At 59.7% G+C, this 22,354-nt stretch carries 21 protein-coding genes; 3 read left to right on the forward strand and 18 right to left on the reverse strand.

Features of this window, described 5'->3' with window-relative positions:
- Positions 1 to 3: 3 nt before the first annotated feature.
- The 5 genes from alaS to ACWTV1_RS01580 all read right to left on the reverse strand — a co-directional run bounded on the left by alaS (position 4) and on the right by ACWTV1_RS01580 (position 5,685).
- Positions 4 to 2,658 (reverse strand): alanine--tRNA ligase, encoded by a 2,655-nt coding sequence (alaS, locus tag ACWTV1_RS01560; RefSeq protein WP_498503848.1) that lies wholly within the window; start codon positions 2,656 to 2,658, stop codon positions 4 to 6.
- A 50-nt stretch (positions 2,659 to 2,708) separates the two neighbouring features.
- Entirely contained in the window at positions 2,709 to 2,933 is a 225-nt protein-coding gene (locus tag ACWTV1_RS01565) for a hypothetical protein (protein ID WP_100388917.1), read from the reverse strand.
- A gap of 57 nt (positions 2,934 to 2,990) precedes the next feature.
- Positions 2,991 to 3,353 (reverse strand): DUF948 domain-containing protein, encoded by a 363-nt coding sequence (locus ACWTV1_RS01570; RefSeq protein ID WP_100388916.1) that lies wholly within the window; start codon positions 3,351 to 3,353, stop codon positions 2,991 to 2,993.
- 117 nt (positions 3,354 to 3,470) lie between these two features.
- Complete coding sequence (gene rpsD / locus ACWTV1_RS01575) at positions 3,471 to 4,100, reverse strand: 30S ribosomal protein S4 (protein ID WP_010202678.1); 630 nt, start codon at positions 4,098 to 4,100, stop codon at positions 3,471 to 3,473.
- 253 nt (positions 4,101 to 4,353) lie between these two features.
- A complete protein-coding gene (locus ACWTV1_RS01580) occupies positions 4,354 to 5,685 on the reverse strand; it encodes a replication-associated recombination protein A (protein ID WP_498503849.1) in 1,332 nt (443 codons plus the stop codon).
- A 152-nt stretch (positions 5,686 to 5,837) separates the two neighbouring features.
- On the opposite strand from ACWTV1_RS01580, the gene ACWTV1_RS01585 reads away from it, so the two are divergent.
- The 3 genes from ACWTV1_RS01585 (at position 5,838) to ACWTV1_RS01595 (ending at position 8,591) form a co-directional block, all read left to right on the forward strand.
- Complete coding sequence (locus ACWTV1_RS01585; protein WP_498503850.1) at positions 5,838 to 6,632, forward strand: peptidylprolyl isomerase; 795 nt, start codon at positions 5,838 to 5,840, stop codon at positions 6,630 to 6,632.
- 83 nt (positions 6,633 to 6,715) lie between these two features.
- The gene (locus ACWTV1_RS01590) at positions 6,716 to 7,945 is read left to right on the forward strand and encodes a DUF349 domain-containing protein (protein ID WP_498503851.1); all 1,230 of its coding nucleotides are present in this window, start codon (positions 6,716 to 6,718) and stop codon (positions 7,943 to 7,945) included.
- Positions 7,946 to 8,027: 82 nt separating this feature from the next.
- Positions 8,028 to 8,591: a type IV toxin-antitoxin system AbiEi family antitoxin gene (locus ACWTV1_RS01595; protein ID WP_498503852.1), complete on the forward strand. Its 564-nt coding sequence runs from the start codon at positions 8,028 to 8,030 to the stop codon at positions 8,589 to 8,591.
- Between the two features lie 7 nt (positions 8,592 to 8,598).
- Here the strand turns inward: ACWTV1_RS01595 and ACWTV1_RS01600 are convergent, their stop codons facing one another.
- The 13 genes from ACWTV1_RS01600 to thrS form a co-directional block, all read right to left on the reverse strand.
- Entirely contained in the window at positions 8,599 to 10,845 is a 2,247-nt protein-coding gene (locus ACWTV1_RS01600) for a RelA/SpoT family protein (protein ID WP_498503853.1), read from the reverse strand.
- 112 nt (positions 10,846 to 10,957) lie between these two features.
- Positions 10,958 to 11,974, reverse strand: a complete 1,017-nt coding sequence (secF, locus tag ACWTV1_RS01605) for a protein translocase subunit SecF (RefSeq protein ID WP_498503854.1) — start codon at positions 11,972 to 11,974, stop codon at positions 10,958 to 10,960.
- Positions 11,974 to 13,710, reverse strand: coding sequence for a protein translocase subunit SecD (secD, locus tag ACWTV1_RS01610; protein WP_498503855.1), 1,737 nt, complete (start codon positions 13,708 to 13,710; stop codon positions 11,974 to 11,976). Before secD ends, secF begins: the two co-directional genes overlap by 1 nt.
- A 108-nt stretch (positions 13,711 to 13,818) precedes the next feature.
- Positions 13,819 to 14,238, reverse strand: coding sequence for a preprotein translocase subunit YajC (locus ACWTV1_RS01615; RefSeq protein ID WP_341619879.1), 420 nt, complete (start codon positions 14,236 to 14,238; stop codon positions 13,819 to 13,821).
- Positions 14,239 to 14,303: 65 nt separating this feature from the next.
- Entirely contained in the window at positions 14,304 to 15,338 is a 1,035-nt protein-coding gene (ruvB, locus tag ACWTV1_RS01620; protein ID WP_498503856.1) for a Holliday junction branch migration DNA helicase RuvB, read from the reverse strand.
- Positions 15,338 to 15,955 carry a Holliday junction branch migration protein RuvA gene (gene ruvA / locus ACWTV1_RS01625; RefSeq protein ID WP_498503857.1) on the reverse strand — a complete coding sequence of 206 codons (618 nt, stop codon included), beginning with the start codon at positions 15,953 to 15,955 and terminating at the stop codon, positions 15,338 to 15,340. Before ruvA ends, ruvB begins: the two co-directional genes overlap by 1 nt.
- On the reverse strand, positions 15,952 to 16,581 hold the full coding sequence (gene ruvC, locus ACWTV1_RS01630; RefSeq protein ID WP_498505016.1) for a crossover junction endodeoxyribonuclease RuvC: 630 nt from the start codon (positions 16,579 to 16,581) through the stop codon (positions 15,952 to 15,954). Before ruvC ends, ruvA begins: the two co-directional genes overlap by 4 nt.
- 9 nt (positions 16,582 to 16,590) lie before the next feature.
- A complete protein-coding gene (locus tag ACWTV1_RS01635) occupies positions 16,591 to 17,349 on the reverse strand; it encodes a YebC/PmpR family DNA-binding transcriptional regulator (protein ID WP_100388905.1) in 759 nt (252 codons plus the stop codon).
- Between the two features lie 51 nt (positions 17,350 to 17,400).
- A complete protein-coding gene (locus tag ACWTV1_RS01640) occupies positions 17,401 to 18,015 on the reverse strand; it encodes a hypothetical protein (protein WP_498503858.1) in 615 nt (204 codons plus the stop codon).
- Between the two features lie 18 nt (positions 18,016 to 18,033).
- Positions 18,034 to 18,645: a pyridoxal 5'-phosphate synthase glutaminase subunit PdxT gene (gene pdxT / locus ACWTV1_RS01645; protein WP_498503859.1), complete on the reverse strand. Its 612-nt coding sequence runs from the start codon at positions 18,643 to 18,645 to the stop codon at positions 18,034 to 18,036.
- Entirely contained in the window at positions 18,635 to 19,537 is a 903-nt protein-coding gene (gene pdxS, locus ACWTV1_RS01650; protein ID WP_100388902.1) for a pyridoxal 5'-phosphate synthase lyase subunit PdxS, read from the reverse strand. The genes pdxT and pdxS overlap by 11 nt, the downstream gene beginning before the upstream one ends.
- A 50-nt stretch (positions 19,538 to 19,587) precedes the next feature.
- The gene (locus ACWTV1_RS01655; RefSeq protein ID WP_498503860.1) at positions 19,588 to 20,151 is read right to left on the reverse strand and encodes an HIT family protein; all 564 of its coding nucleotides are present in this window, start codon (positions 20,149 to 20,151) and stop codon (positions 19,588 to 19,590) included.
- A gap of 3 nt (positions 20,152 to 20,154) precedes the next feature.
- Positions 20,155 to 22,068, reverse strand: coding sequence for a threonine--tRNA ligase (thrS, locus tag ACWTV1_RS01660; protein ID WP_498505017.1), 1,914 nt, complete (start codon positions 22,066 to 22,068; stop codon positions 20,155 to 20,157).
- Between the last annotated feature and the right edge of the window lie 286 nt (positions 22,069 to 22,354).

Consider the following 22,354-nt stretch of genomic DNA (forward strand, 5'->3'; position numbering starts at 1 on the left):
CAACTATGCCGAAAGTGTCGACAAAATAAGGGCGAGAGCATCCGGGATAGCGGCGGGGTTAGCGCCACCGCCCTGCGCGATGTCGGGCTTGCCGCCACCGCCACCCCCAAGCACGCCAGCCGCTGCCTTAGCCAAAGCACCGGCAGCGAAGCCGTGAGCGCGCGACGCATCGTTCGTAGCCACGATCACGGCAGGCTTTTCGCCGACGGTTGCCGCTAGCGCCACCACCGCCGCTTCGGAGCCAAGTCGTTCGCGAACAGACTGAACAAGACCGCGCAGGTCGTCGGTAGAGGGCAGTTCGCCCACGTTCTCGACGACAGCCTTCACATGCCCTGCTACCTGAGCCGCTTCGACGAGAGCGGGAACGCGCTGCGAAAGCTGACCAGCTTCGAGCTGAGCGATCTTTCGTTCGGCAGCCTTGAGGTTGGCCAGAAGCTCCGAAATGCGGTCGGGCAGTTGTTCGCGCGGCGTCTTCAAGTTGGTGGTGAGCTCGTTCACGATGGCGCGCTCGGTTGCAAAGTTGCGGAACGCATTCATGCCCACGAGCGATTCGATACGACGGTTGGCGGAGCCGACCGATGACTCTCCGACGAGCGAGATGAGGCCGATCTCCGACGAGCGCGCAACGTGGGTACCCGCGCAGAGCTCGAGCGACCAGGGGCCACCGATTTCTACAACGCGCACCGTGTCGCCGTACTTCTCACCGAACAGCGCCATAGCGCCGAGGTCCTTGGCATCGTCCAAAGCCATGATGCGCGTCGATACCTCGAGGTTGTCACGCACTGCAGTGTTTGCAACTTCTTCGATCTCGGTTTTGGTCTCAGCCGACAACGCCTGCGACCACGAGAAGTCGAGACGCATGTAGCCAGCCTTGTTGTACGAACCAGACTGGTGAGCGTCCTTACCCAAAATCTGACGCAGCGCTGCATGGATGACGTGGGTCGCCGAATGCGCTTGAGTCGCGCCGCGACGCCAGTCAGCATCCACGAGCGCACTCGCTGGATCTCCGACTCCGACCTCGCCGGCAGTGACGGTGACCTTGTGGCTGATGAGTCCCTTCACGGGACGCTGAACATCAAGAACCTCAAGGTGGAAGCTAGCGCCGACGATCGCGCCGGCGTCGGCTTCCTGACCGCCGGACTCAGCGTAGAGCGAGGTCTCAGCCAAGATCACTTCTGCTGTTTGACCGGTGGTCGCGCGGTTTACCGACACACCATCAACGATGATGCCGATGACGCTGGACTCGGTCTCGAGATTCTCGTACCCGGTGAACGTTGTCTCGCCGAGCGCACGGAATGCGCTGTACACGGAAAGGTCGGCGAGGTGCTGCTTTTTCGAACTCGCATCGGCCTTCGCACGGTCGCGCTGCTGCTTCATGAGCGTGTCAAACGCCTCGCGGTCAACGCTGAGGCCAGCCTCTGCTGCCATCTCGAGAGTGAGGTCGATCGGGAAGCCAAAGGTGTCGTGCAAGAGGAAAGCGGTATCGCTGGGAAGTTCAGCGAGCCCCGACTGCTTGGTGTGTTCTACAGCGGTGTCGAGAATGGTGGTTCCGCTGGCGAGGGTGCGCAAGAAGATATCTTCTTCGGCGAGCACGATGCGCGAAATGCGATCGTAGTCTTTCTCGACCTCGGGGTATGCCGCCTTCATGGCGTCGCGCGACTCGGGGAAGAGTTCGGCGAACGTCGCGCCTTCAACACCGAGCAGGCGCATTGCGCGCACGGTGCGGCGGAGCAGGCGACGCAGCACATAGCCGCGGCCTTCGTTGCTGGGGGTCACGCCATCCGAAATGAGCATGAGGCTCGAACGCACGTGGTCAGCGACAACGCGTAAGCGAACGTCAGCCTCGTGATCGGCACCGTAGGTGCGGCCGGAGAGTTTCGCAGCTTTATCGAGGACCGGGCGAACCTGGTCAATCTCGTACATGTTCTCGACGCCCTGCTTCAAGAACGCAACGCGCTCGAGACCCATGCCGGTGTCGATGTTTTGCTTCGGCAGCTCGCCAAGAATGGGGAACTGCTTGCCCTTGCCTTCGCCACGCAAGTACTGCATGAACACGAGGTTCCAGATTTCGACGTAGCGGTCGTCGTCGGTGGCGGGGCCACCTTCTGCACCATAGGCGGGCCCGCGGTCGAAGAAGATCTCGGAGCACGGCCCGGCGGGACCGGCCTGTCCGGTGGACCAGTAGTTGGTGTCCATGCCCAGACGTTGGATGCGCTCGTCGGGCAACCCTGCGGTCTCTTTCCAGTACGCCACAGCATCGTCGTCGTCTTCGTACACGGTGACCCAGAGGTCTTCGGGACGGAACGCGAGCCCGCCATCGTCTTCCGCGCTGGTGAGAAACTCCCACGCGAACTGAATAGCTTCCTTCTTGAAGTAGTCGCCGAAGGAGAAGTTGCCGTTCATTTGGAAGAACGTGCCGTGGCGTGGCGTTTTGCCAACCTCTTCAATGTCCAAGGTGCGAATGCACTTCTGAACGCTTGTTGCGCGATCGTACGGCGCGGGAACAAGCCCCGTCAGGTACGGGACAAACGGGACCATGCCGGCCACGGTAAAGAGCAATGTCGGGTCGTCACTGACGAGCGAAGCCGACGGTACTACGGTGTGGCCGCGCTCACCAAAATAGGTCAGCCAACGTTTCTGAATTTCTGCGGTTTGCATGGGATCCCCGGGGAACTAAATACTGCGGCCCAAGGGCCCTGATGGTGGTGCTAAGAACGCTTCGTGAATTCGGAAACCGCTTCTTCGACATCCGCTACGGCATCACGAAGCTCTGCTTCGCGCTCACGGTAGCCATCAACGACGGCACTGGTGAACTCGCGAGCCTTGGAGTCAACATCTGAGAAGAACTGTTTGCCCTCTGGAGTCTTGGCTACTTGATGTGCTGCCACGAAACCGACGGCAATTCCTGCGACGAAAAGGACTGCGCCTTTCATATTTCTCCTTCAGATTGGGGATACACGAACCGTATTAGTTTAGGTGGTCGAGCGGGCTCAGCGGCGGCTCTTAGGGCGAAGACCCAGAACAGCAGCACGAACGCCGGCGCTAAAGCCCGCGATCTTGATCAGAGGGCCACCAACCGTGGCCGCGCCGAGAGCCACCAGGGCTGAGATGTTGCCCGTCGTTTCTTCCACGTTGCGCGTGATCGCGTCGACCCGAGCGATCTGTCGATTGGTTTCTGAGATCGTCGTTGTCGCTTCCGTCAGCATTGGGTCAAGGTTGTCGCTCACGCCGCGAATGGCTGTGCTCGTCTCATCGAACACTTTGCCCAACTTCAGCAGTGGCACGGCCAGCAACCCGACCAAAATTGCGAACACTCCGGCCGCGATGAGCCCTGCGATATCTCCGCCAGTCATGGCTACTCCGATCACTCTGAAGAAATGTATATGTACACGCTATTCGACATTGGCATCGAACGGCGCCGGAAAACGAGAAAGGGCCGAAGCAAATGCTCCGGCCCTTTCTTTCGCTAGTTAGCGTGCTGCGTAGTATTCAACAACGAGCTGAACTTCACAGGTCACAGGAACCTCGGCGCGCTTCGGGCGACGTACGAGACGTGCCTGCAGCTTGTCGATTTCTACCTCGAGGTAGCCGGGGGTCTTGGGAAGAACATCAACGTGTCCGCCTGCTGCGGCGACCTGGAAAATTTCCATGCCTTCGCTGCGAGCCTTGACATGCATGAGCTGCCCGGGCTTGACGCGGAACGACGGACGGTCAACGAGCTGGCCGTCAACCAAGATGTGGCGGTGAACGATCATCTGGCGAGCCTGAGCGGTCGTACGAGCGATCGCCGAACGAACGAGCAGTGCGTCGAGACGCATTTCAAGCTGCTCAACCAGGTTCTCACCGGTGAGGCCAGCAGTCTTGCGAGCTTCCTCGAACTGAATCTTCAGCTGAGCTTCGCGGATGCCGTACTGGGCACGTAGGCGCTGCTTCTCGCGAAGACGAACAGCGTAGTCGCTGTCCTGCTTGCGCTTGGTGCGGCCGTGCTCACCGGGAGCGTAGGGGCGCTTTTCGAGGTACTTAGCTGCCTTCGGCGTGAGGGCGATGCCCAGTGCACGCGAAAGGCGAGTCTTGCTACGGGTACGTGACTTAGTAGACACAGGATCCTTTTCGATTGATTCAAGTAAGAACAATCTGGTGATCACTCGCACGCGAACGCGCGTGCACAACACACCAGACGAAAGAAGAGGGATGACCCTAGGGAACCTGGTCGGCTACAGACCTGTGTTCCGCGATATTCGATTCCATTGCAGCCGCGCGCCGAAACCGTATCGTTGGGACGCATAACTCTACCACGCCGAGCTCTGCCAAGCGACGAATCGCCACGCCTCAACCGCACGGCGTCTCGCTAGATCACTCGCCGCGAATAATCTCGCGCAGTTTGGCCAAGCGCGCCGACACTTCACGCTCGTTGCCGTTGTTCGTCGGCGTATAATACTCCGTACCTTTCAGCACGTCGGGGAGATACTGCTGCTTCACCACTCCGAACTCGGAATCGTGGGAATAGCGATAGCCCTTTCCATGCCCGAGACGCTTCGCCCCGGGATAGTGCGCGTCACGAAGAGGCTTCGGAACTCGACCGATCTTGCCGGCGCGTACATCGGCGATCGCGGCATCCAGAGCGGAGTAAGCAGCGTTCGACTTCGGCGCTGTCGCTAGATAGACGACAGCTTCGGCTAACGGAATGCGGCCCTCGGGCATGCCGATGAGCTGCACGGCGTCGGCGGCAGCGACCGCGATGACGAGCGCCTGCGGGTCAGCAACGCCCACGTCTTCAGCAGCGCTAATGATCACGCGGCGCGCGATAAAGCGAGGATCCTCCCCCGCTTCAATCATGCGAGCCAAATAGTGCAGCGCCGCGTCGACGTCCGAGCCACGGACCGACTTAATGAAGGCGCTAATCACGTCGTAGTGCTCGTCGCCTTGCCTGTCGTAGCGCAACAAAGCTCTATCGACCGCGTTGGCGACATGTTCAGCCGTCACCACGGCGGGTGAGGCCGCGTCTTCGTCGTTAGCAGCCGAGACCGCGGATGCTTCAAGCGCAGTCAAGACTCGGCGCGCGTCGCCCGACGACAGCCGGATAAGCAGTGCGCGAGCCTCGGGGTCGAGCACAACAGCGTCTTTGAGCCCGCGGGGGTCGCTGACCGCGCGGTCGACGAGTTCTCCGAGATCGGTGTCGTCGAGCTGGTTGAGCGTAAGGAGCAACGAGCGCGACAGTAAAGGAGAAATCACGGAGAACGACGGGTTCTCGGTAGTGGCTGCAATAAGAATGACCCAGCCGTTTTCGACCCCGGGAAGCAACGCATCCTGTTGCGCCTTGGTGAAACGGTGAATCTCGTCAAGGAATAGCACCGTCGAAACGCCATAGAGGTCGCGAGCGGTCAACGCCTCCTCCATGGTCTGGCGAACATCTTTGACTCCAGCGGTTACAGCAGAGAGCTCGACGAACTTGCGCTGCGAGCCGCGAGCGATGGCCTTTGCGATGGTGGTCTTGCCCGTGCCGGGCGGGCCCCAGAGAATGATGGATGCCGAACCATGGCTGCCCTCGGCATCCGAAGCCAAGCGCATGAGCGGTGACCCGCGCTGCAGCAAATGCTTTTGACCGACTATCTCGTCAATAGTGAGCGGCCGCATGCGCACTGCGAGAGGTGTTGCTCCGCTGTGCAGAGTTGCGGAACCGTCCATAAGGCAATCGTAATCGGCTGCACCGACCATCCGCACAGCACGCCCTCATTACGCCCGCTCGTCGTGGCGTTTGGTCGAGGTTCCCACCAGACCGTAAGGTTCATTGTGGCGTTCCTACGACAGCGGCGAAATCCGCGATTCTTCAAGGAGTAATGGTGGCATCCAGCAAGAAGCATTCACGCGAGCAACGAGAAGCTCGGGAACGACTGCGCCAGTACACGGCTCGTGCTTCGGTTCACGAAGCCACCATCGCGCGACGCAAGCGCGACAACGTGCTTGCTGTCGGCGTGGGTCTCGTCATCATCGCTCTCGTCGCAACCGCTCAGGTCTTCTACTTCTCTTCGGGCCCCGGTATGCCAGAGCCCGCCCCGTCGTTCACGCCCGAAGCCGAGGCGACCGAACCCGGCAATGTGGGCGATGTTCCCGATCTCGCCCTTGCCGAAGCGCGCACGTGGACCGGCGAACTGACGTTGAACGATGTCGTTCTCGGTGTCGAACTCGATGGAGCCGCCGCACCCCAGGCCGTATCGTCCCTCGTCGATTCCGCCGCCTCTGGCTACTACGAAGGAACCACTTGCCACCGCATGGTCGACACTGAAACTGCCGGCCTCATCCAGTGCGGTTCTCTCGATGGCACTGGCGCTAGCGACCCGAACTACGCATACGGCCCCATCGAGAACGCGGGAGTCGGCGGGTTCTACCCTGCCGGCACCATCGCCATCGCTCGCACCGGAGACGACGCGTTCTCCAACGGGCGCCAGTTCTTCATCGTCTACAACGATGCGATCATTCCTGATGACACCGCCGGCGGTTACAGCATCGTCGGTCAGGTCACCTCAGGGCTCGACGCTCTCCAATCAGAGATCGTCGCTGGCGGCATTGTGGATGATGCCCAAGACGGAGCACCGGTGATTGCCACAAGCATCACGGGCTTCACGATCCAGTAACAGCGTCAGCGACCGATAGCGTGGTTGTCCTAAGCTTGGGTAACCCGGCAGCGACTTCCGGCACAAGCAGCAAGGTGAAGTAATTGGCTACACAAGAGCAGAACGAGTGGGGACACGTCGACGAGACGGGTACCGTTTTCGTCCGAGAGGCCACTGGCGAACGTGCCGTCGGTCAATACCCCGACGGAACTCCCGAAGAGGCCCTGGCCTACTTCACCCGCAAGTACCACGAGCTGGCCGGTCAGGTGACCCTGCTCGAGCAGCGGGTTAAAAACGGCGCTCCGGCGTCTGACGTCGCTAAGGCCATCAAGGCTCTCAAGGAGTCCATCAGCACAGCCAGCGCCGTCGGCGACCTGGCTGCTCTTCACACTCGCGTCGAAGCCCTCGGTGGTTCGGTCTCGAAGCTGACCGAGAAGCAGAGCGAAGAAGCGAAGGCCGCGCTTGCGGAAGCAATCACCGTGCGCACCGCTCTCGTAGTCGAAGCCGAAACGCTTGCGGCCGCCGATCCTGCCAAGGCACAGTGGAAGCAAGTTACTGCTCAGATGGATGACATCTTCGCGCGCTGGAAGGCACATCAGACAGATGGCCCGCGCCTGCCCAAGAACGAGGCCAACGAACTGTGGAAGCGATTCCGTGCCGCTCGCAGCACTATTGACTCACACCGTCGCGCATTCTTTGCCGAGCTCGACTCTGCGCACAAAAAGGCCCGCGCCGACAAGCAAGCGCTTGTTGATCAGGCAGAAGCACTCGTCACTCAGGGCGCCGACGGCATCCCGACCTATCGCCGCTTGCTCGACCAGTGGAAGGCCGCAGGCCGCGCAGGCAAGAAGTTCGACGACGCCCTGTGGGCCAAGTTCAAGCAGGCCGGAGACGTTCTCTACTCGGCTAAGTCTGAAATTGATGCACAAGACAACGTCGAGTTCACCGCTAACTGGGAACTGAAGAAGGCGCTTCTTGAGGAAGCCGAACCGCTCCTCACCGCTACGGACCGGGCACAGGCCAAGAAGGCGCTGTTCTCCATCCAGAAGCGCTGGGACGAAATTGGCAAGGTTCCTCGCGACAAGATCAAGGTGGCTGAGGATCGGCTGCGCAAGGTCGAGGCGGCAGTTCGTAAGCTCGATGAAGATCACTGGAACAAGAACAACCCCGAGCGCCAAGAGCGCTCCGAGGGTTTCCTGGGCCAGCTCAACGAAGCGATTCAGAAGCTTGAAGCTGAACTGGCAGAAGCTCAGGCCACGAAGGATGCGAAAAAGATTGCAGCCGCGCAGGATGCTCTCGATGCCCGCAAGGCATGGCTGGGCGCCCTCAAGTAACCATCTGTCCACAGGGTTCTGGTTCTCCACTGAACCAGACTCTGGGTGCCTGAGCAGTCGTTGCGGCACGCACCATTGAGGTATGACACCTCGACTGCCTCCCGTACTCAGCGCGCACGACTTACCTCTGGCAGAGCTGCAGTGTGCAGCTCTCGATGGCGAGCTGTACGCCCTCGATAGCTGCTTTTGCCCGATAGACGAGTTCGACACCATTCACTTGCGTGCGCGTGCTCTGGCTGTCGTTCTCGATCCCCGAATCATCGCAGAACGCATGACCGCAGCATGGGTGTGGGCGGCAACGCTCAATCCCCCGGTGCGCTATGAGTTGTGCGTCGCTATCGGCGCTCGTACGCGGCCGCACGGCACTCTCAACGCCGTAGTACGAGAAGTGGTTATCGGCGCGGAGGACATCGATACGGTCTCTGGCGTCAGCGTGACGTCACGACTACGAACGGTGCTCGATATTGCGCGCTTCAGCGAACCCTTCGGTCCTCGTGAGAGAGCCGCGGTCAGCACCCTGATGGCGGACGGCGGCTTCGGATACGAGGAATGCGCTACCGTTCTGAACGCACGCCGAAACTTGCCCCAAAAGCGCGTCGCGCTCGAGCGACTAGCGGCGCTGGGCAAACCCGCGACCGCGGCGTGACGGCCTCTTAGCCGCTGTTGACGCGGTAAACGTCGTAGACAGCATCCACGCGACGTACCGCGTTGAGCACGCGGTCGAGGTGTGTCGTATCCCCCATCTCGAACACGAACTTGCTGATCGCAAGCCGAGCCGTCGAGGTGTTCACTGTCGCTGACAGGATATTGACGTGCGTTTCGCTGAGCACCTTGGTGATGTCAGACAGCAAGCCAGCGCGGTCGAGCGCTTCAACCTGAATCTGAACCAAGAAAAGACTTTTGGATGTCGGCGCCCATTCGACGTCGATCATGCGCTCAGGTTCGTCTAGGAGCGACTGCACGTTCTTACAGTCGTCACGGTGCACCGAGACACCCGCACCGCGAGTGATGAAGCCGACAACGCCGTCACCGGGAACCGGAGTGCAGCAACGCGCGAGCTTGACCAGAATGTCGGGCGCACCACGAACGAGGATTCCAGAGTCGGAGTGCTTGTAAGGGCGCAGCTTGCCCGCCGCGGGGAAGGACAGCTCCCCCTCGTCTTCCTCGGTGCCGCTGCTGAGCGATCCCACTAGCTTCTCGATGACTGACTGCGTCGAGATGTGGCCTTCGCCGACTGCGGCGTACAGCGCCGAGACGTCTTCGTACCGCATCGTCGCAGCGAGCTCAGCGAACGACTCCTGGCTCATGAGCTTTTGAAGCGGCATGTTTTGCTTGCGCATGGCACGAGCAATCGCGTCTTTACCCTGCTCAATAGCTTCGTCGCGGCGTTCCTTAGTGAACCACGCTCGAATCTTGTTGCGAGCTCGGGTGCTTTTGACGAAACCTAGCCAGTCTTGGCTAGGCGCAGCATCCGGACTCTTCGAAGTGAACACTTCCACGGAATCGCCACTCGTCAGGGCAGTCTCCAACGGCACGAGCCGACCGTTGACTTTAGCGCCCATAGTGCGGTGACCGATTTCGGTGTGCACGGCATACGCGAAGTCAACGGGAGTTGCGCCCGCCGGCAGCCCAATAACCTTGCCCTGTGGCGTGAAAACGTACACCTCTTTTGCGCCGATCTCGAACCGCAGAGATTCGAGGAACTCGCTCGGGTCAGAGGTCTCCGCTTGCCAGTCGGTGATGTGCGCGAGCCACGCCATGTCGTTGTCAGCGGGGCCGGACTCGACTGCTTTGCCCGCCGCGCGATCCTTGTACTTCCAGTGCGCCGCCACACCGAACTCAGCGCGGTGGTGCATTTCATTCGTACGAATCTGGATCTCTACAGCACGGCCCTGCGGACCAATAACGGTGGTGTGAAGCGACTGATAGAGGTTGAACTTCGGCGTCGCGATGTAATCCTTAAAGCGACCAGGGATCGGATTCCACCGGGCGTGAATGGAGCCGAGCACGGCATAGCAATCGCGCACAGAATTGACCAGAACCCGAATGCCTACGAGGTCATAGATCTCATCGAACTCACGACCGCGCACGATCATCTTCTGGTAGATCGAGTAGTACTGCTTCGGACGCCCCGCGACCGCACCCTTAATGCGAGAGGTGCGGAGGTCATCCTTCACAGAAGCAATCACTTGCTTGACGAACTCGTCGCGCTGTGGAGTCCGTTTGGTGACGAGACTCTCAATCTCGACGTAGATTTTTGGATGCAGCACTGCGAAAGAAAGATCTTCGAGTTCAAGCTTGATCGCTTGAATACCGAGGCGGTGCGCGAGCGGGGCGTAAATCTCTAGAGTCTCTTGCGCCTTGCGTGATGCGGACTCATGAGGAACAAAGCCCCACGTGCGCGCATTGTGGAGACGGTCAGCAAGCTTGATCACCAGCACGCGGATGTCCTTCGACATCGCGACGATCATCTTTCGTACAGTTTCAGCTTGGGCGCTGTCGCCGTACTTGACCTTGTCGAGTTTCGTCACGCCATCGACGAGCATCGCGATCTCATCGCCGAACTCGAGACGGAGTTCGTCGAGCGAGTAGGCCGTGTCTTCTACGGTGTCGTGAAGAAGCGCTGCCGCAATCGTTTTCTCACCGATTCCCAGCTCCGCTAGAATCTGCGCGACAGCGATCGGATGAGTGATGTACGGCTCGCCACTCTTGCGTTTCTGACCGTCGTGCGCCCGAAAAGCTGCCGCATAGGCACGCTCGATAAGCGCAAGGTTCGCCTTCGGATGGCTCGTCTTTACCGTGCGCAGGAGCTTCTCGACAGAACCTGCCGGCTGAGCTCGAGAGAACAGGCGCGGAAGTAGCGCACGAAAAGAAGCTGATGACTGTTGCGCTTCGCTCATCCCTCTACCCCCTAGTTTGATTCTAGGTTGTGTTGGGCACGAGCAAAGACATAGTCGATCAGAGCGGACTCAGCCGCCTGCGAACGCACACACTGCCGTTCGCCCATCGTGGCTACTTGTTGCCCTTGTCAGCGGCGCGAGCAGCCGTCAGTCGCTTCGTGCGGCTGAGGATGTCCGGCTCGTTCTGACGGAACTGCGCGTACAGCGGAGCGGCGATGAAGATGGTCGAGTACGTGCCGACGACGATACCGATGAACAGGGCCAACGCGATGTCGCGCAGCGTTCCAGCACCCAGAACGTACGCGCCGATAAAGAGGATGGCGGCAACGGGCAGCGCTGCAACAACTCCGGTATTGATCGAACGCACGAGAGTCTGGTTGACAGCGAGGTTCACGGACTCAGCGAAGGTACGACGGGATTCAGAGCCGTCCTCCGACGTATTTTCCCGAATCTTGTCAAACACAACGACCGTGTCGTACAGCGAGAACCCGAGAATAGTGAGGAATCCGATCACCGCGGACGGCGTGATCTCGAACCCGAAGATTCCGTAGACACCCGCCGTGATCACGATGTCGTGTAGTAGCGCGATCATCGCCGCGATCGACATCTTCCACGTACGGAAGTAGATCGCCATCATGATTGCGGCGAGAGCGATGAACACTACGAGTGCGCGCAGGGCAGATCCAGTAATGTCGGCGCCCCATGATGGACCTACGAAGGATGCAGCGACGAGGTCTGTATCAACGTTGAATGCTCCGGCAAGCGCGTCACGAACCTCGTTGGACTCATCTGTCTCAAGTTGCTCGGTCTGAACGCGCAACGAACTTGTGCCAATGACCGTGACTTTAGGTTCCGCGTCGCCGACGACACTGATCACAGTGTCGGTTGCGAGGTTCTGAGCTTCAGCACTTGTCTCAGGGTCGGTGAGTGCCTCAACGGAGTCGATCTGGAATTGCGAACCGCCAGTGAATTCGATGCCAAAGACGTATCCGCCTCGAAGCGCCGGAACGATAATTGACACGGCGAGCAGTACTGCTGCGAGGGCATACCAGACCTTGCGGCGTCCGATGAAGTTGATCGAGACATCGCCGGTGTAGAGGTCGTTGCCAAACTTAGAGAAGCTAGCCATCAGGAGTCCTTTCCATCTAAGCTGGAATCTCGGGCAGAGCCGGCCAGTTCAGCAGCTTTTCGTTCAGCGATTGTTTGGCGGCGAGCAGCTTCGCGACTCGCGCCCGATTTGTTCTTGGCCGCGACGGGAGTGCGGAACTGTGCCCGACCGCGGTAAACAGCGCCGAGCGCATTAGGGTCAAGTCCGCTCAAAGGATGCCCGCTCGAGAAGAACCGAGTCGTAGAGAGCAGCTGCAACATCGGGTGAGTGAAGAGCACCACTACCAGCACGTCAATAACGGTGGTGATTCCCAGAGTGAGGGCGAACCCACGAACGTTTCCGACGGCGAGGACGAAGAGAACAACTGCCGAGAGCAGGTTCACGGCCTTCGCGGCGAAGATAGTGCGAAGCGCACGTTTCCATCCCGCTTCGACAGCACCGGTCAACGAACGTCCGTCACGGAGCTCATCGCGAATTCGTTCGAAGTACACGATGAACGAGTCGGCAGTGAAACCGATAGCGACGATCAAACCAGCGACACCGGCCAGAGACAGACGGTATCCATGACGCCAGGAGAGATACGCAATCACGAGGTAGGTGAGGACACCGGCCACAATGAGTGATGCCACGGTGACGAGACCAAGGAGGCGGTACTGGAAGAGCGAGTAAATAACGACGAGCAGCAGACCGATAAGGCCAGCAATAAGACCCGAGTTCAGCTGCGCGGCACCGAGCGTGGCAGAGATGTTCTCACTGCTTTGAACCTCGAAGCCGATCGGAAGCGCACCGAACTTCAGCTGGTCAGCAAGAATCTCCGCTGACTCCTGCGTGAAGCTCCCCGAAATCTGCGGGTTACCACCGGTGATGATGCCCTGAGTGGTCGGTGCCGAAATTACTTGGCCGTCGAGAACGATTGCGAAGCGATTGCGAGGATCAGTTTGATCGAAGCCGAAGAGACGGGTCGTCATGTCCGCAACAGCGGTGGTTCCCTCGGCGTTGAAGGTGGGGAAGACGCCCCACTGGCCAGTGCTGATGCCCTGCGAGCTCGAGACAAGACCTGCTGAAGCATCAGTGATCGTGCTTCCTTCAACCTCAACCGGGCCGAGGATGTATTTGAACGAACCATCGGCTTCACACGTGATCAGCGCTTCGTCCGCCGGCGCAACACTGAAGTTGTCGAGCGACGAGCAATCAAAGTTGCTGTACTCATCGAACAGAGCTTCGGTGATCCAGTTCAAGTCGCTGGCGTCAGTCGGCGTTGCGGTGGGAGTTGTCGCGAGTGTGGGCTCAGGAGTGGCGGTCTCGCCCTCCGGAGCATCCGTCGTCGCCGGGTCCGGTGTCTCTTCGGCGACAGCAGTGCCCGCTACCTCTGTATAGAGAACTGGGCGGAACTCGAGCTTGGCGGACGCCTGAATGCGCTTCAGGGTCTCGTCATCCGGGGTTCCGGGAATGGATACCACGACGTTGCTCGCACCCTGCGTGGTGATCTCGGCTTCGGAGACTCCACTGGCGTCAACACGGTCACGAATGATCGACACGGCTTGAGCGAGTTGCTCGCCCGAGACGGTTTGTCCGCTTTCGAGCTGCGGGGCGAGAACGATTTGCGTTCCGCCCTGAAGGTCAAGGGCGAGCTTGGGAGCCCAGGATGCCGTACCGAAGATGGAGCCAGCGCCAACTAAGACGGTGAATCCCACCGTGATTGCTGTGAGCCAGACTATGGCCCGCCAGGCATTCTTCACAGGGGTTGTTCTTGCCACCTATTTGACTCAGCTTTCTTGACAGAGCAGTGCAGAATCGCACGCCGTTGGACAGCCACCCTCGGGTAGGACGACTCTCAACACTAGTGGGTTACAGGCGACGTTCCTCTACTTTGAGGACTTGTCGTCCTTCGAGTCGGAGAGCTCGCCGAACTCAGGGGTTGAAGAATCAGTCGAGTCATTCGATGCAGCTTCGCGCTCTGCAGCTTCTCGGTTAGCAATCTCCATTGCTTCCTCGACGGAGCGCGGAGCGCCATCTTCGACGACGTCTTCAGTGACGACCTTCGCGAGAGTCTGGCTGTGAACCTTGACGACGACACCCTTGCTGATCTCGATCTCAGCTTCGTTCTTGACGGTGTCCATCGTGATGAGCGTTCCGAAGAGACCGAAGTTGGTCATTACTTCTACGCCGGGAACCATCTGGTCGCGCAGCTCTTCCATCTGAGCCTTGCGCTTGCGGCTGTTGCGGAACATGAAGAAGATGAGCACGCCGAGAATGGCGAGCATCGCAATAGAAAGCGGATCCATGAGGTACCTTTCGGTTGGTCTGTGGGCCTGGCGCTCAAGCTGAGGCGCGTGTTAAGCCAGTAAAACTATAGTTCATCGCTAGCCGGGCTCGAATTCCTGTCGGTCATCCCGAAGTGATCCCACGCCGCCCGTGTCGCTACTCGCCCACGGGGCGTTCGCGTGAGCAAACCAACGCGCACGAGGAACGGTTCAACGACCGACTCTACGGTCTCAGCCTCTTCACCGACCGATACCGCCAAAGTGCTGAGGCCAACTGGTCCGCCGTCGAAGCGTTCGAGGACAGTCATCATGACCGCCCGGTCGAGGCGGTCGAGTCCCCGTTCGTCAACGTCGTAAAGTTCAAGTGCCGCACGCACGGCATGCTTGCTCGCGGCTGTGTCGTTCACGAGCGCATAGTCCCGGACGCGACGCAGCAGCCGGTTCGCAATACGCGGAGTGCCCCGGCATCGCCCGGCGATCTCCGCCACAGCCTCTTTATCGATGTCGAGATCAAGCATCCCTGCCGTGCGCGCAATGACGCGCTCCAACTCGGCCTCGTCATAGAACTCAAGATGAGCCGTGAACCCGAAGCGATCGCGGAGCGGGTTAGGAAGGAGCCCCGAGCGGGTCGTTGCGCCAACGAGAGTAAAGGGAGCGATATCCAGAGGAATCGATGTCGCTCCGGCCCCCTTACCCACCATGATGTCGATTCTGAAATCTTCCATCGCGAGGTAGAGCATCTCTTCGGCAGAGCGAGCCATGCGGTGGATTTCGTCGATGAAAAGCACTTCGCCGGGCAGCAGAGAGGACAGCACTGCTGCAAGATCCCCAGCGTGTTGGATCGCCGGGCCGCTTGAGAGTCGCAAAGGCCGCTCGCTCTCATGAGCCACAATCATCGCGAGCGTCGTCTTGCCCAGTCCGGGAGGCCCGGCGAGAAGAATGTGGTCGGCGGTGCGGTTCTGCATCGCCGCAGCGCGCAGCAAAAGCTGCAGTTGACCCCGAACCTTCGTTTGCCCAACGAACTCGGCGAGAGAGGCCGGCCGCAACGCTCCCTCGAACGCGAGTTCGGCATCCGACTCGACAGTCGGGTTTGCCACCACTTCGTCGCCATTGTCAAACATTAGGCACCCGCCTTGCCACTGCGCGAGCCGACAAGCAAGATCGCCCGACGAAGAATCGCTTGAACGTCATTAAACTCTGCGTCGCTCGCATCGCGCAGTGCACTCTCAGCAGCCGGTTGAGCAAGCTTTTCGGGCCACCCCAAACCCTGCAGAGCCATCGACACTTGTTCAGAGACCGAGTTGGCGCGAACTGAGGCAACCCCAGGCTGGCGCGTCGACACGACGAGTTTGCCGGCCAGGTTCAGCACGATGAGCTTGGCAGTTTTGGGACCGATACCCGACACCTTGCGGAACGCAGAGTCGTTTTCTTCCGTGACAGCGCGAGCAACGTCATCGGGTGAGAGCGCAGCAAGAACCCCCATCGCGCTCTTGGGGCCGACGCCAGTGACACCCCGCAAGAGATTGAAGACCTCAAGCTCTTCGGATGACCGGAAGCCGTACAGGGCAAGGTCGTCTTCGCGCACGATGAGCGCGGTATTGACTTGGGTTTCAGAACCTACTCGCACCGACAGAGCGTGCTCGGGGGTAACGCTCACGCTGAGCCCCACTCCCCCAACTTCGATAACGAGTGAGGTTCCGACCGCGGCGAGAACGGTGCCACGAAGGGAAGAAATCATAAGTTCAGCCTACGAGCACCCGCCGACTTCTCTGCCGACCGCCACGCCTCCTGCGCGGGGGTAAGACCGGAGCCGCTCGACGATGCTGGGGATGAAAGAGACCCGCCAGCCCGTGCATCAGCGGCGGCTGAGCGGGGCGCCGCCGAGAATCCCGGCCCACTGTTCCACGCACCGTAGATCGCTAAAGCACACGCATCTGCGGCATCCGCTGGTGTGGGCGCCTCGGCGAGGCCGAGAACCCGGGCAACCATGGTGCCCACTTGCTTCTTATCAGCTCCGCCGAAGCCAGTAATCGCAAGCTTGACTTCGGTCGGAGTGTGTAGCGAGACGGAAAGTCCCCGGCGCGCGGCGACATACATTGCGACGCCGCTCGCTTGAGCAGTGCCCATCACGGTACTGAGATTGTTCTGAGCAAAGACGCGTTCAAGAGAGAGCTGCGTAGGCTCGTACTCGCCAATCACCGAGTCGATGCCTTCGCCGATCACCCGCAGTCGCTCTTCGAGCGCCATCTTCGGCGGCGTACGAACGACTCCTACATAAACGAGCGTTGCCCGCCGATTGGGAGCGACGTCGACAACTCCGACACCACAGCGCGTGAGACCAGGATCAATCCCGATCACCCGCAGGGTCATCGGCTAGTCCTCGTCGAGTTCGGCTTGCACCTCGGGGCTGATGTCAAAGTTCGAGTAGATGTTCTGAACGTCGTCAGACTCTTCTAGCGCATCAATCAACTTGAAAACTTTGCGCGCAGTATCGGCGTCGACCTCAACTTTGAGGTTCGGAACAAACTCTGCTTCTGAGGAGTCGTAGTCGATCCCGGCGGCCTGCAAAGCGTTGCGTGATTCAACCAAGTGAGCGGTATCGGTGATGACTTCAAAGCCTTCGCCGTGGTTCTTGACCTCTTCGGCGCCAGCGTCGAGCACAGCCATGAGGATGTCGTCTTCTGAGACGCCCTCGGTCTTCGTAATCGAGATAACGCCCTTGCGCTCGAAGTTGTAGGCCACGCTGCCTGGATCTGCGAGCGAGCCACCGTTGCGGCTCATGATCGTGCGAACGTCTGCTGCAGCGCGGTTCTTGTTATCGGTCAGACATTCGACCATGAGCGCTACGCCGTTGGGGCCATAGCCTTCGTACATGATGTTGAGGTACTCAACGGCGTCGCCGAGCTGGCCTGAGCCGCGCTTGACCGCGCGATCGATGTTGTCGTTGGGTACCGACGTCTTCTTTGCCTTCTGAATGGCGTCGACAAGAGTCGGGTTTCCCGAAAGGTCAGCGCCTCCAATTTTGGCGGCGACCTCAATATTCTTGATTAGTTTCGCGAAAGCCTTCGCGCGGCGAGAGTCTGTAATCGCCTTCTTGTGCTTGGTAGTTGCCCACTTAGAATGCCCTGACATAACGGACATTCTAACGCGTATGAACCTCGCTCGACTGCGCGAATCCCCGCGCTAGCGTTCTTCGAGCGAACTGCGGAGCCCCAACTCAGCCAATTGCAATTGGGCTAGTCGCGCCACAGTCGCGCTGTTTCCCGCTCGCCATTCTGCGGCCGGGGCCTCCGAGACCCTCGCTAGTTCCGTCAAATTGAGCGTTGTGAGCGCTCGGAGTGCCAACAGATCGGCCCCACCCGGCGTTGCCAATAGCCGCTTTGCTTCGCCGGCCCGTATAGCGAATCGGATGCGCGGCAGCAGCCAGACAAAAAGAATGAGGATCACCGGCACAATTCCGATGAACAGCCCCACCACCGTGGCAGCAGCTTCGACCGAGGCTTGTTGACTCTGCCCCGCCGATTCCAGCGCGGCACCGGCTTCGCTCGCACCATCGAACGGTGGCCGGATGCCCGATCCAATAAGTGGCACCGAGCCAAGCGTGTCGCCCAGTTCGACCATCGTTGATTCGAATCCGGCCCCCGCCTCCTGCATCTGAACGCCAAGTTCCTGAAAGGCAGCCATGAGCTGATAGACCCAGACACCGAGAGCAATCCACACCGCGATGAACCCGAGGGAAATCAAGTCAGCGATGATTTGACGCGTTCGACGCGCGGGCTGGTCGGCATACAGTTGCATTCCCCCATGATGCAGGAACTACCGCATGGCGCGGACTCGACGCACGAAGTACTCGTGGAATCGTGTATCACCCGTAATTTCGGGATGGAAGGACGTGCCGAGCAGGTTGCCCTGTTCCACCGCGACAATGCGGCCGTCATCCAGCGTTGCGAGAGCTCGAGCCCGAGCGCCGACACTTTCGACCACCGGAGCCCGAATGAAGACGGCGTGCACGGGGTTCTCCCCCAGTTCCGGGATGCTCAGATCGGTTTCGAACGAGTCAGTCTGAGAACCGAATGCATTGCGGCGAACAACCACATCGAGGCCACCGAACGACTGCTGACCTTCGATCGAATCTTCAACTGTATCCGCCAGCATGATGAGCCCGGCACAGGTTCCGTAGACGGGAAGCCCCGCGTGGATAGCTGCCCGAATCGGCTCGAAAAGACCATAGAGCCGCGAAAGTTTGTCGATCACGCTCGACTCGCCGCCAGGAATAATGAGAGCGGCAATGTGCTCCAGCTGCTCGGGAGATTTGACCGCTACAGCGGTTTCTCCGAGTTGCTGGAGCACCTGCAGGTGCTCACGAAAATCACCCTGAAGAGCAAGAACCCCAATGGGAAGCTGATCGACGGAAGGGTTACCAGCCACGCTCGGAGAGGCGGTGCGGTGCGGCAAGGTCAGAAACGTTAATGCCCACCATGGCCTCGCCTAGACCACGCGACGTCTCAGCGATGACGTTGGGGTCGTCGAAGAAGGTCGTTGCCTTCACGATCGCTGCGGCGCGCTGCGCCGGGTTGCCCGACTTGAAGATTCCCGAACCGACAAAGACACCATCGGCGCCGAGCTGCATCATCAACGCGGCATCAGCCGGAGTCGCTACTCCACCAGCGGTGAAGAGAACCACGGGAAGCTTACCGCTCTGCGCTACTTCGCGAACGAGTTCGTACGGTGCCTGCAGTTCCTTCGCAGCGACATACAGTTCGTCAACCGACTTCGAGCGGAGCTCGTTGATCTGGCCCTTGATAGTACGGATGTGCTTGGTTGCCTCAGAAACGTCGCCGGTACCTGCTTCACCCTTCGAGCGAATCATCGCAGCACCCTCGGTGATGCGACGAAGCGCCTCGCCCAGGTTGGTTGCACCACAGACGAAAGGAACGTCGAAGTTCCACTTGTCGATGTGGTTCACGTAGTCAGCAGGGCTCAAGACTTCGGACTCGTCGATGTAGTCGACCTTGAGGGCCTGAAGAACCTGGGCTTCAACGAAGTGCCCGATACGAGCCTTCGCCATGACAGGGATCGAGACAGCGTCGATGATTCCATCAATGAGGTCGGGATCACTCATGCGAGCAACACCACCCTGCGAACGGATGTCGGCAGGAACGCGCTCGAGAGCCATAACGGCAACGGCGCCGGCATCCTCCGCGATCTTTGCTTGCTCAGCGTTGACGACATCCATGATGACGCCACCCTTGAGCATTTCTGCCAGTCCGCGCTTAACGCGGCTCGTACCCGATTCGTTGGATGAAGTGTTCTCGCTCATAGCTTCAACGCTAAGACCGAAACCACCAAAAGAATGCAGCCAATTTGAACTCAGTGGTTCGTCGGCCACGCCTTCGCGAGTTCATCCCGAACCTCACCGAGCAGCCGCGGAATCGCCTTGGTGCCAGCCACGATCGGGAAGAAATTGGAGTCTGTAGCCCACCGCGGAACAACATGTTGGTGCAAGTGGTTAGCGATGCCTGCCCCAGCCAACGCGCCCTGGTTCATCCCGATGTTGAAGCCGTGAGCGTTGGAGGTCTCGCGCAGCACTCGCATGGCGGTCTGGGTGAGAGACGCGATCTCAGCGGTCTCCTCGTCAGTCGCCTCGTCGTAGAGCGGCACATGACGGTACGGGCACACCAGAAGGTGACCGCTGTTATAGGGAAACAGGTTCAGCAGCACGTAGGCGTGCGTTCCCCGTGCAACGATGAGCGCCTTCTCATCATCGAGCGTTGGCGCCACGCAGAACGGACAGTCGTCTTTATCCGGTTGCGTCTGATCCGTTATATAGGCGATGCGATGCGGCGTCCACAAACGCTGAAAAGCGTCGGGCACCGCGGCGAAGTCAGAACTCGACTCCCCCGCGGGCAACTCAGAACCGTCGTAGTCGTGCACGAACTAAACCTGCGCTCGCGTCGCGATCGCGTCAGTGATGCGTGCAACAGCATCCGCAATTGGGATGCCGTTCTCTTGGGTTCCATCACGGAAACGGAAGCTGACTGAACCCGCAGCCTGATCCTGTTCTCCGGCAATGAGCTGGAACGGGATTTTCGACTTGGTGTGCGTACGAATCTTCTTCTGCATACGCTCGCTCGAGGCATCCATCTCAGCGCGAACACCGAGGGCCTTGAGCTGGTCGATCACGCCACCCAAGTACTCTTCGTACGCCTCAGCAACCGGGATACCGACGACCTGTACAGGCGACAGCCAGACGGGGAAAGCGCCGGCGTAGTGCTCGGTGAGAACGCCAAAGAAGCGTTCGATCGATCCGAAGAGCGCACGGTGGATCATTACGGGGCGCTGGCGCGAACCATCTGCCGCTGTGTACTCCAGATCAAATCGCTCAGGCAGGTTGAAGTCGAGCTGAACGGTCGACATTTGCCACGTGCGGCCGATGGCATCGCGCGCTTGCACCGAAATCTTGGGGCCGTAGAACGCAGCCCCACCCGGGTCAGGAACGAGCTCAAGGCCTGACTCTTCAGCGACCTCAGCGAGGGTTCGCGTTGCTTCATCCCAGATGTCATCATCGCCGACATACTTCTCGGGATCCTTGGTAGAAAGCTCAAGGTAGAAGTCTGTCAAGCCGTAGTCGCGCAGCAGCGAGAGAACGAAGTTGAGCGTGTTGGTGAGCTCCTGCTTCATTCCCTCCTTCGTGGTGAAGATGTGCGCGTCGTCCATGGTCAAACCACGCACGCGCGTGAGGCCGTGAATAACGCCCGACTTCTCGTTGCGGTAAACGGTGCCGAATTCGAACAAACGTATCGGCAGATCACGGTACGAACGACCACTCGACCGGTAAATCAGGATGTGCATCGGGCAGTTCATGGGCTTGAGGTAGTAGTCAGCACCCTGGCGAGTGATTTCGCCCTCCTCGTTGCGAGCCTCGTCGAGGTGCATCGGCGGGAACATGCCGTCCTTGTACCAGCCCAAGTGGCCCGACGTCTCGAACAGCGCCTCTTTGGTGATGTGAGGGGTGTTGACGAAGGAGTAGCCCTCTTGCGCGTGGCGCTTGCGAGAGTAATCCTCCATCTCGTGACGGATGATGCCGCCCTTGGGGTGGAAGACCGCGAGGCCGGAACCGATTTCGTCGGGGAACGAGAACAGGTCAAGTTCGGCGCCCAGCTTGCGGTGATCGCGCTTGAGTGCCTCTTCTTGACGCGCCTGGTAGGCACGCAACTCGTCCTTGGTCGGCCATGCCGTTCCGTACACGCGCTGAAGCTGCTTGTTCTTCTCCGAGCCGCGCCAGTAGGCGGCCGCAGTGCGCGTGAGCGACCACCCGTTGCCGATCATGCGGGTATTGGGAAGGTGCGGGCCACGGCACAAGTCTTTCCAGTAGACCTCACCGGTCTTGCCGTCAACGTTGTCGTAGATCGTCAATTCGGCGCCACCGACCTCGACGGACTCGTTATCGCCATCCACTTCGCTGTCATCGACAGAGCCCTTGAGACCGATCAGTTCAAGCTTGTACGGCTCGTCAGCGAGCTCGGCGCGAGCCTCAGCTTCAGTCACGACCCGACGCTGGAAGCGCTGGCCCTGACGGATGATGCGGTCCATCGCCTTGGTGATGGCCTTGAGGTCTTCCGGAGTGAACGGCTCCTCGACATCGAAGTCGTAGTAGAAACCATCGGTAACGGGCGGGCCAATACCGAGCTTGGCCTGCGGGTTGATCGTCTGGATAGCCTGAGCCGCGACGTGGGCGGCCGAGTGACGAAGGATGTTGAGTCCATCGGGCGAGTCGATAGTGACGGCCTCGACCTCATCCGTGGCAGTTACTGTCGCGGCGAGATCTTTCAACTCACCGTTGACGCGCATGGCGACGACGTTGCGGTCGGTAAATAGCTCAAATCCAGTGTTACTCACACAACAACTTTAGCGGCGTTCAGAGCGAACCCGTGTCATCCGTTGCCGCTAGCCGCCAAAGATCTGACTGAGCCACTGAGCGAAAGCCGTGCTGGTGAGCGCGGTCGCCAGAAGGGTCATCGCCATGAAGATGTTTCCTGTCGGGCCGCTGGGAAGCGATCCGAGCGCAAAGCCGACTCTGAAGGCAGCAAAAACGAGCGTCGAGATGATGATCGCGCCCGGTCGGGCACACTCCGCA

The organism is Salinibacterium sp. VpJ6 (assembly GCF_059767345.1).